General features: G+C 71.6%; 3 protein-coding genes. 2 read left to right on the top strand and 1 reads right to left on the bottom strand.

Going from position 1 to position 1,351, the window contains the following annotated elements:
* The first annotated feature begins 54 nt into the window (after window positions 1-54).
* The gene (locus tag ACWGJO_RS41615; protein ID WP_452190972.1) at window positions 55-339 is read left to right on the top strand and encodes a hypothetical protein; all 285 of its coding nucleotides are present in this window, start codon (window positions 55-57) and stop codon (window positions 337-339) included.
* Between the two features lie 26 nt (window positions 340-365).
* Here ACWGJO_RS41615 and ACWGJO_RS41610 read toward each other — a convergent pair whose 3' ends face one another.
* Window positions 366-548: a hypothetical protein gene (locus tag ACWGJO_RS41610; protein ID WP_452190971.1), complete on the bottom strand. Its 183-nt coding sequence runs from the start codon at window positions 546-548 to the stop codon at window positions 366-368.
* Between the two features lie 339 nt (window positions 549-887).
* Between ACWGJO_RS41610 and ACWGJO_RS41605 the strand changes: the two genes are divergently transcribed.
* Window positions 888-1,247, top strand: coding sequence for a hypothetical protein (locus ACWGJO_RS41605; RefSeq protein WP_452190970.1), 360 nt, complete (start codon window positions 888-890; stop codon window positions 1,245-1,247).
* Window positions 1,248-1,351 lie beyond the last annotated feature (104 nt).

Below are 1,351 nucleotides of genomic sequence, written 5' to 3'. Positions count from 1 at the left end.
GTCTGAACGAGAGAACAAGGTTACCGGCGGTATCTGCATGGCTACGTTTGGCATATGACGCACTCTCGACTCCGCCGACTCCTCGTCCGCACAGCCGGGGCCCTCGTGCTCCTGGCCGCGCCCCTCGGGGCGCAGGCCGCCGCCGCGCACTTCACCGACTACGGGTTCCGCGACCAGGCGAGCAGCTGGGTGAACACGGCGCGCGGACTGGAGGTGATCGTGGACAACGACCCGGGCGACGGCCAGTGGCAGATGCTCTGGAAGGAGCCGGCGGTGTCACTGTCCGCGTCGGTCGCGTACGACAACATGGCCGACCGGTTCTGGGCGGTCAGGCAGTAGCCACCGGCCGCGCCGCCGGCCACTGGCTACCGCCCGGCGGCCGAGGCCGGGGGTGAGACCGCGCCGGCGGGGACCGGCTCCGGCGTGACCGTGATGTAGGTCGGCGCCTGCGCGGTCTGCCGGGAGTCCGCCGCGTACCAGCCGGCGCCGAACGCGATGATGCCCAGCAGAAGGCCCCCGAGGACCAGCGTGAGGATGTGCTGCTTCATGGCCCAAGGGTAGGGGTGGAGCGGCCAACTTCCTTGCAGCCATGGCTCGCTGAGCCCGCCATCCGTCAACCGGGATTGACGCCCCGGCGGGAGGCGCACGAGAGCCCCCGGCGGTGGGGGGGAAGCACGGCCGGGGGCTCCGACCCACCGGTTCCACGAGCGCTGCCGGCCGTCCCGGCCGACCGACGGGCCCTGCCCGCACCGCAGTACGTCGAACCCGACGTCACCCGCACGAGCGCATTGCGCCGCCCCGCGGAATCGATCTGCTTCGTGTGCGGCAGAAACCCTGCACGGCGGAAACCCTCCGTCGACGTCCGCACCCACACCAGGAGACCCACCATGCGACTGGCCTTGTCCCTCCGCGCCGTTCTCGCCGTTCTCGCGCTGGTCGGCGGGACGGTGGTGGTGACCGCGACCCCGGCCACCGCGGCGACGTGCCCGCACAGCGACTCGCCCAAGATCGACGGCGCGGAGGCCACCTGGACCCTGAAGTGCAAGAAGGTCGAGGGAGTCGAGTCGCTGTACGTCGACGGGTGGGTGGAGGACACCCGGGCCGACGGGATGTGCGCGACGGTCACGATCGCCGCCGACAGCAAGAGCTACCCGGAGGAGGTGCAGGCCTGCGGCTCCGGGACGCGCGAGCAGATCCACAAGTTCTACACCGGCCGGAGCGCCACGGTGAGGCTCAGCGTGCGCTGATGACCGGTTGACCGGCCGGGGGGGGGGGGGGCCGCCCCCCCCCCCCCCCCGGGGGGGGTGCTTTAAACAAAAACAACGCCCCCCCACCAAGATGCACGAGGGGT

It is taken from the genome of Kitasatospora sp. NPDC054795 (genome assembly GCF_053611565.1).
This window is presented reverse-complemented; position numbering and strand designations above follow the sequence as displayed.

Bases quoted from the DNA above. Each gene is read 5' to 3' on its own strand.
- ACWGJO_RS41615 (WP_452190972.1), top strand. From the start codon at position 55: ATGACGCACTCTCGACTCCGCCGACTCCTCGTCCGCACAGCCGGGGCC.
- ACWGJO_RS41605 (WP_452190970.1), top strand. From the start codon at position 888: ATGCGACTGGCCTTGTCCCTCCGCGCCGTTCTCGCCGTTCTCGCGCTG.
- ACWGJO_RS41610 (WP_452190971.1), bottom strand. From the start codon at position 548: ATGAAGCAGCACATCCTCACGCTGGTCCTCGGGGGCCTTCTGCTGGGC.